The organism is Dyella subtropica, from assembly GCF_026283965.1.
GTDB classification, from domain to species: Bacteria; Pseudomonadota; Gammaproteobacteria; order Xanthomonadales; family Rhodanobacteraceae; genus Dyella_D; species Dyella_D subtropica.
This window is the reverse complement of sequence record NZ_JAPDPD010000040.1, coordinates 1-6,731: the sequence shown is the minus strand read 5'-3', so window position 1 is coordinate 6,731 and position 6,731 is coordinate 1. Positions and strand designations below refer to the sequence as shown.

General features: G+C 62.1%; 5 protein-coding genes. 3 read left to right on the top strand and 2 right to left on the bottom strand.

Annotated features, from left to right (window positions below; genetic code table 11):
• The first annotated feature begins 130 nt into the window (after positions 1-130).
• Entirely contained in the window at positions 131-541 is a 411-nt protein-coding gene (locus OUZ45_RS20700; RefSeq protein ID WP_266172231.1) for a hypothetical protein, read from the top strand.
• Between the two features lie 81 nt (positions 542-622).
• Here OUZ45_RS20700 and OUZ45_RS20695 read toward each other — a convergent pair whose 3' ends face one another.
• Together OUZ45_RS20695 and OUZ45_RS20690 are read right to left on the bottom strand one after the other, a co-directional pair.
• Entirely contained in the window at positions 623-2,038 is a 1,416-nt protein-coding gene (locus tag OUZ45_RS20695; protein WP_266172230.1) for an APC family permease, read from the bottom strand.
• A gap of 10 nt (positions 2,039-2,048) precedes the next feature.
• Positions 2,049-4,181, bottom strand: coding sequence for a beta-galactosidase (locus tag OUZ45_RS20690; RefSeq protein ID WP_266172229.1), 2,133 nt, complete (start codon positions 4,179-4,181; stop codon positions 2,049-2,051).
• Positions 4,182-4,261: 80 nt separating this feature from the next.
• On the opposite strand from OUZ45_RS20690, the gene OUZ45_RS20685 reads away from it, so the two are divergent.
• Entirely contained in the window at positions 4,262-5,284 is a 1,023-nt protein-coding gene (locus OUZ45_RS20685; protein ID WP_266172228.1) for a phosphotransferase, read from the top strand.
• Positions 5,277-6,605, top strand: a complete 1,329-nt coding sequence (locus OUZ45_RS20680) for an aminotransferase class III-fold pyridoxal phosphate-dependent enzyme (protein WP_266172227.1) — start codon at positions 5,277-5,279, stop codon at positions 6,603-6,605. The genes OUZ45_RS20685 and OUZ45_RS20680 overlap by 8 nt, the downstream gene beginning before the upstream one ends.
• Positions 6,606-6,731: the final 126 nt, after the last annotated feature.

The following is a 6,731-nucleotide window of genomic DNA, read 5'->3' as shown; positions in this document are numbered from 1 at the left end:
GGCCCGGGCGCCGCCTCGACAGACAGCCAGTCTGCCTTCGCCGTCGCCCGGGCCGCAGGCGAGCTGACACAGCGGTGACGCCTACGTTGAATAGATCAGAGCATCCCTAGATAGACCAAGCAGGCCGCTTATGACAGCACCTATCGCCACCGCTACCCCGCCCTCGGACGAAGACAAAGCCCGCGCTCAACACTTCCGTGATTTCATCGTGGACATGCTGGACCCTCTTCTAATCGAGGGGCGTTTGCGTGACGGGATGGCGAACCGGGAGTCCGTAGAGGCGCTGATTGCACTGCATCGTTACGGGACGCTGGCTGGTCATCGCTGGGACGAGCACCATCCGTTTTTGGTTGTCCACCCGGGTCTAAAAATCTGGCAAACCAACAACCTTGCGTTCGCTCGCGCATTTGGCGAGGAGTTTGCCGACCTCGATAAATGGTCGCCCGATACGCACCACTATGTGTTCGTGGGCCGAGACAGACTCGCCTTGGTGGGGTTGGAGGCCCGCTGCAAGGACCTGCGGCAGCGTCTCACCTTGTGACCGTTAACGCGTGTTGGGTTGCGCACAGGAGACAGCGTCGCAACGGGGATCACGCGGCCATCCAGCATTTAGACGACGAGATCAGGGCAAAGCACGCTCGGCACGCCGTTGACCATGCCCATAGAACACCAGCCCGATGCCGATCAAGAATGCTGAGCCGCCCACCACCTTGAGAAGAAACAGACCTGGGTTGCTGTTGTCGGTGGGCGGAATCATCGACGTGATGATCGCCAGCAAGATCATCGCGAAACCGGTCAATCCAGCCAGCCAGCAGCCGAAGGTGCCGACAGGCGCCAGGTTGATGCCAGCATGGTTGCCAGCGGCTCGGCGGCGCAACAGTGGAAAGGCCAGCAGGATGTACAACAGGGGCAGCAGCGACATGATCGCGGTCATGTCGATGAGGATGATGTAGGCCTCATGGATGCTTGAGCCGGACAACGCGGCCACCAGTACCAGGGAGATCAAAATGCCCTGGATGATCAGGGCCACGTGGGGCGTGCCATACCTGGGGTGGAGGCGGCCCAGCGCGGGGGGCAGGTAGCGATCAACACCGACGACGAAAGGCAGGCGCGCCATGCCTGTGACCCACGCGGAGATGCCGCCGATGGTACCGATCGCAACGAGTCCTGCGGTTAGCGGCCCGAACAAGGGCAAGCCGACGCGCTCTCCAATCGCGGACAGCGCCTGTGGAATGCCGCCGATGATGTCGATGGTCGACGCAGGCAGGGCGATCAGCAGGGAAGCCGTGCCGGCGATATAGATGGCCGCGATGACGACGCAGGAGATGAGCGTGGCGCGTGGAATCTGCCGGTGAGGGTCTTTGATTTCCCCGCCGAGTATCAGCCCAAGTTCGAGCCCCTGGAATGCGAGCGCGATGGTCACCAGGGTCGAGTACGTCTTGAGCTTTCCGAAGTCGGGCATTACGTTGGCCGTGGTGATCGCTGTGGCCGATCCAAATCGATACGCGGCCAACGCACCGGCGCCGAGGATGAGCGCCGCCGCCGACCAGGTGGCGATGCCGCCGATGTTCTGCAACCACTTGGACCGTTCGAGGCCGAGGATGCCAAGACCGATCGCGGTCCACAGCACGGTCAGGCAGTAAACGAGGTTGTAGCCGCCGTCTCCGGCATGGCTCAGCCAGCGGTTACCACCGATGTGCAGAAAAATGCCGGCACTGAACAACAGTGCGAACGGAAGATAGGCCAGGTTGGAAACCCAGTAGGTCCAGCCGGCAAGGAAGCCATGCCTATCGCCGAATGCCGCCTTCGCCCAAAGATACAAACCGCCCTCTCCGGGTACGCGCGAACTCAGTTCGAGCACCGCAAGGGCTAGTGGAATGAGGAAGCCGATAAGCCCCAGCAGCCAAAGCACCAGGCTCGAAGGCCCCACCTGCGCGGCCATCGACAGCCAGCGCAGCGCGACGATTGCCGCAATATTAAAGAGCACCAGATCCCAGGTGCCGAGGACACGACGCAAGCCCAGTTCTTTGTTTGTCATCCGATGCGCATCATGGCGAGGTGTCCTTCCAGATCAGCGTCTGCGCCGGCGCCAATGGTATTTCGCCGTGCATGATCGTTGCCTTTGAGGGAAGCACGGGTGAAAAGGGTTGGGTGTTGTAATTCACCATGAAATCAAACCCACCACGCCATTCGTGAAACACGCCCATGGGCAAGTCTTCAATGGCCACGCCCGCACGCTGGTAGACGCTGCGCACGATCTCGCGCTCCAGCGCTCCGTCATCCGTCGAAACGCCGATCATGGTGACGCTGCCTCGCCCCAGTGTGCGGGTGGTCGCGGCCGCCTTGCCTGCGTAGTAGTGATCGGCATAAGTGGCGAGCACTTTGGTGCCCGGTCGCGGCGTGAGAATGTCGGCCCAGCGGTGCCAGTCATGCGTCTTGCCCTCCGCGGTGACTTGCGCGCTGGCACTCGATGGCAGCATGTCGAAGCCTTCGACATCCGCGCCGATCAAATCCAGGATCGGCGCCGCCCAGGGCCCTTCATGAAAATGCCCCTCGGCGTTCTTCTGGCCGGTGCGGCTGGTCAAGATCAAATGGCCGCCCTGTTCGACATAGCGCCGCCATTTCTTCGCCAGCGCATCGCTGACCATTTGATAGGCCGGTGCGATCACGAACGGATAGCGGCTGAAGTCGTCGCCTTCCGCGATGAAATCCATGGGCGCGCCGGTACTCTTCACCGCCTGCGTGTAGGTGTTTCGGTAGGCCCAGCTATTCCACAGGCTGGTTTGCGGCTGTATCCCCAGATCCCAGAAAACGTCATGACTCCATAGATAGCCGGTGTACCGCGCTGCCATGCGTGCAGGCAGCTTCGCCTTCGCATCGAATTTGGCGTCAAGCGCCTTGATGTCCCGCAAGGTGTCGACAAATTCGCGCCCTGTGCGCGAGAGCGTCACGCCGTCGGTGCCGACAATGCCTTCGTGATACATCTCGCTGCCGCGAAGCGGATGGCGGTAGCGATAGGTGCTGAGCAACGAGGCGCCCGAAGCGAAGGTGTGCCACATCCACATGCCGATGGCGCCGGGCATCGGTTGTGGGTTGATCTCGCCCCAGTTCACCTGGCCTGGCTGCAGTTCCATCACGCCAAACGTGCCGGTCATCGGCCGGAAGTACGCCGCGGCCTCCATCAGGTTGGCGGGCTTGCCGATGGCATAGCTGTCACCGCCGAGCACATTCGCGCCGGCGACGGGATAGAGCGTAAAGGTCGGGAAATCCAGCCCATGGCTGCGCCGCGGATCGGTGGCGGTGGTGACGTTGGTGTAGTTGGTCGTCACCCATTGGCCCGGGCGTGCGTATTTCTTGATGATCGCCGCTTGAGCATCGAGAAAATGCGCTGTGGTGTCCGCCTGAAACCGAGCAAGGTCGAGCAACGCATGTGGGCTTAGTTTGTCTTCGGCGGCGAGCGTCGTATTGGGCAGGCGCACTTCTTTGATGCTTGCGTAGCGACTGCTCCAGAACGAGCCGCTCCACACGGCATTCATGGCATCGATGCCGCCGTATTTATCCTGCAACCAGTGCTGGAAAGCATCGCGAGCGCTATCGCTGTAGTCGTTGAACGTGCCGGGCTCATTGTCCACCTGCCAACCCCATACGCGGCGGTCGTGGCCGTAATGCTGCGCCATGGCCGTCACTATCCGCGCCACAAAGGCTTGATATTTTGGATTGGCTAGCGACACCTCTGCGCGGATGCCATGTTCGTGGCGTTGGCCGCGCTCATCCACCCGATAGACCTCCGGATAGTGCTCGCCCATCCAGCTCGGCGGAGCCGCCGAGGGCGTGCCTAGAATGACGCGCAGCCCGGCCTTGTCAGCCAGGTCGATGGCGTGATCGAGCCATTCGAAATCGAAGCGGCCTTCTTCCGGCTCCAGGTAGGTCCAGCTGAACTCGGCCATATGCGTGAAATCGAAGCCGAGCTTGGCGATGCCATTCAAATCGCGTTGCCACTGGCTGCGCGGCCATTGCTCCGGGTAATAGAACACGCCAAAGCTCATCGGCTCGCGTTGCTGCAGCAACGCTGCGCCTTGAACGGGTGCCTGGCGTTGGCCACCGGTATCGCTCGGGCTTGCGGAAACGGCGGTGGTCATCACGGCGGCGGCCATCACCGCTACAAGCATGGGCCGAAACATATGGCGCGCCTTTGGCTGAACTTAAATGTCAACTTATACTACTATTAGGCACCCCCGCAACCATGGGCGCGACCCTACTGATGGACGTTCTGACCCCCGATGCGGCGCTGGTGCTGGCCGAACGGCACTGGCGCATCCATGGCGACATCAGCGCGCTGCCATCCTACGCCGATCAGAACTTCCGCATCCGCACGGAGCATGGTGAGTATGTTCTGAAAGTAGCGCACCCGTCGTGGTCACGCCTGGATCTGGAGCTGGAAAATCTGGCCATGATGACGCTCGCCGAGCGCGAGCCCACACTGCAGTGGCCCCGGGTGCAACTTGCCGTGGACGGCGAGCACCTGTTGACGCTGCCGGTGGCGGGCCAACCATGCCAGGTGCGTGTGTTGAGTTTTGTGCCGGGCACGACGTATGCGGATGTCATCGGTGCGTTGTCGCCAACGCAGCGCGAGGCACTGCACGAGAGCCTCGGCAGCGCTGTCGGCCTCCTGACCCGCGGACTGCAGGACTTCCGTCATCCCGCCGCCGATCGTCAGCACGATTGGAATCTGATGCGACTGCCGGCCCTGCTTGGCGAAGTTGACCATATCGATGATGCCGAGCTTCGCGCCATCGTACGGGCGCGAGCGAGTGCGTTCTGCGCCCAACTGCCGCAATGGCAAGCGCAGTTGCCCATTACAGTGCTGCACAACGATGCCAACGATCTGAATGTGATCGTGGCGGATGACGGCGCCGGTGGGCAGCAGGTTCGCGCGGTGATCGATTTCGGCGACATGTGCACCAGTTTCCGCCTGGCGGATCTGGCGATCGCGTGTACTTACGCCATGCAGCACGAAGCCGATCCGGTGGCGTGCGCGCGTACCATCATTCGCGGCTATCTCGCGCAATGTCCGCTACTGCGTATCGAGCTTGAGCAGCTGCCCGCCTTCATCCTTGCCCGCCTCTGCCATAGCGTGCTGATGGCGACGCGCACCCATCGCGAGCAGCCGGATAACCCGTTCGTTCTCGTGTCGCAGCAAGGCGTGCGCACGTTGTTGCGCCAGCTCGCCGACGTCGATCACGATGCCATCGTTGGCCCCTTTCTGGAACCAAGCCATGATTGATCCCATTACCCCCCGTCCGGATGGCGTACCGCAACGGAGCAACGACGAGATCTTGCGGCTGCGTAAGCAACTCCTGAATCCGACCCTCAGCGTGGCTTACCAGGAACCGCTGAAGATCGTTCGCGGCGAGGGTGTCTGGTTGTACGACCAGCATGGTCAGGCCTACATGGATATGGTCAACAACGTTTGCCATGTCGGGCATTGCCATCCACGCGTGGTCGAGGCCGGGCAGGCGCAAATGGCGCAGCTCAACACCAACACCCGATATCTGCACGACACCATTGTCGAATACGCGCTGCGCTTGACGGCGACCTTGCCAAAACCGCTGTCGGTCGTCTTTCTCACCAACTCGGGTACCGAGGCCAACGACCTCGCTCTGCGCCTGGCGCGAGCGCATACCCGCGCACAGGGTGTGATCGTGGTGGATCACGCCTACCACGGCCATTCGCCGTCGATGATCGAGCTGAGTCCCTACAAGTTCAACGGCAAGGGCGGGACAGGGCAGTCTCCGCATGTGGGTGTCGTGGCCATGCCCGATACCTATCGAGGGATCTATCCCGAAGCGCCTGAGGCTGGCCGGAAGTACGGCGAGATGCTGCCTTCGGCCATCGCAAGCCTGCGTCAGCGCGAGATATCGACGGCGGCGTTCTACTGTGAATCACTGCTGGGCTGCGGCGGCCAGATCGTGCTGCCGGAAGGCTATCTGCCCGAAGCCTACGCGGCGGTGCGCGCAGCTGGAGGCGTGTGCCTCGCCGATGAAGTGCAGGTCGGTTTCGGCCGGGCTGGCGAACATTTCTGGGCATTTGAATGCCAGGGTGTTGTGCCGGACATCGTGACGATAGGCAAGCCGATCGGCAACGGCCATCCCATGGGGGCCGTGGTCACCACGCCGGAGATCGCCGCCAGCTTTGTCAGCGGCATGGAGTACTTCAATACCTTCGCCGGCAACCCGGTCTCTTGCGCGATCGCGCTGGCCGTACTCGACGTCATTGCCGACGAGCAATTGCAGGAGAACGCACGTCGTGTTGGCGATTTCCTGATGGCCGGGCTACGCGAGCTGCAGCAGCGCTACGACTGCATCGGCGATGTGCGCGGGCGAGGTTTGTTCATCGGCGCCGAGCTGGTGAGCGATCGCGGGGCGAGAACGCCAGACCGGCACAAAGCCAAGGCTGTGGTGGAAGCGATGAAAGCGCAGCATGTGCTGCTCTCCACCGAAGGTCCCGACGACAACGTACTAAAGATCAAACCACCGATCGTCTTCAGCCAGGCCAACGCCGAAGCATTTCTGGACAAGCTCGACCGAGTGTTGGGCGGGCGGTAGCCGAACCGATCCACGCAGAGGCGGTGCAACCACCTGTAGGAGCCCACCCTGTGGGCGAAAGGCGCCGATAGGCGCCCCTGGTTTCGGCCGACAAGAGGGCGCCTATCGGCGCCTTTCGCCCACAGG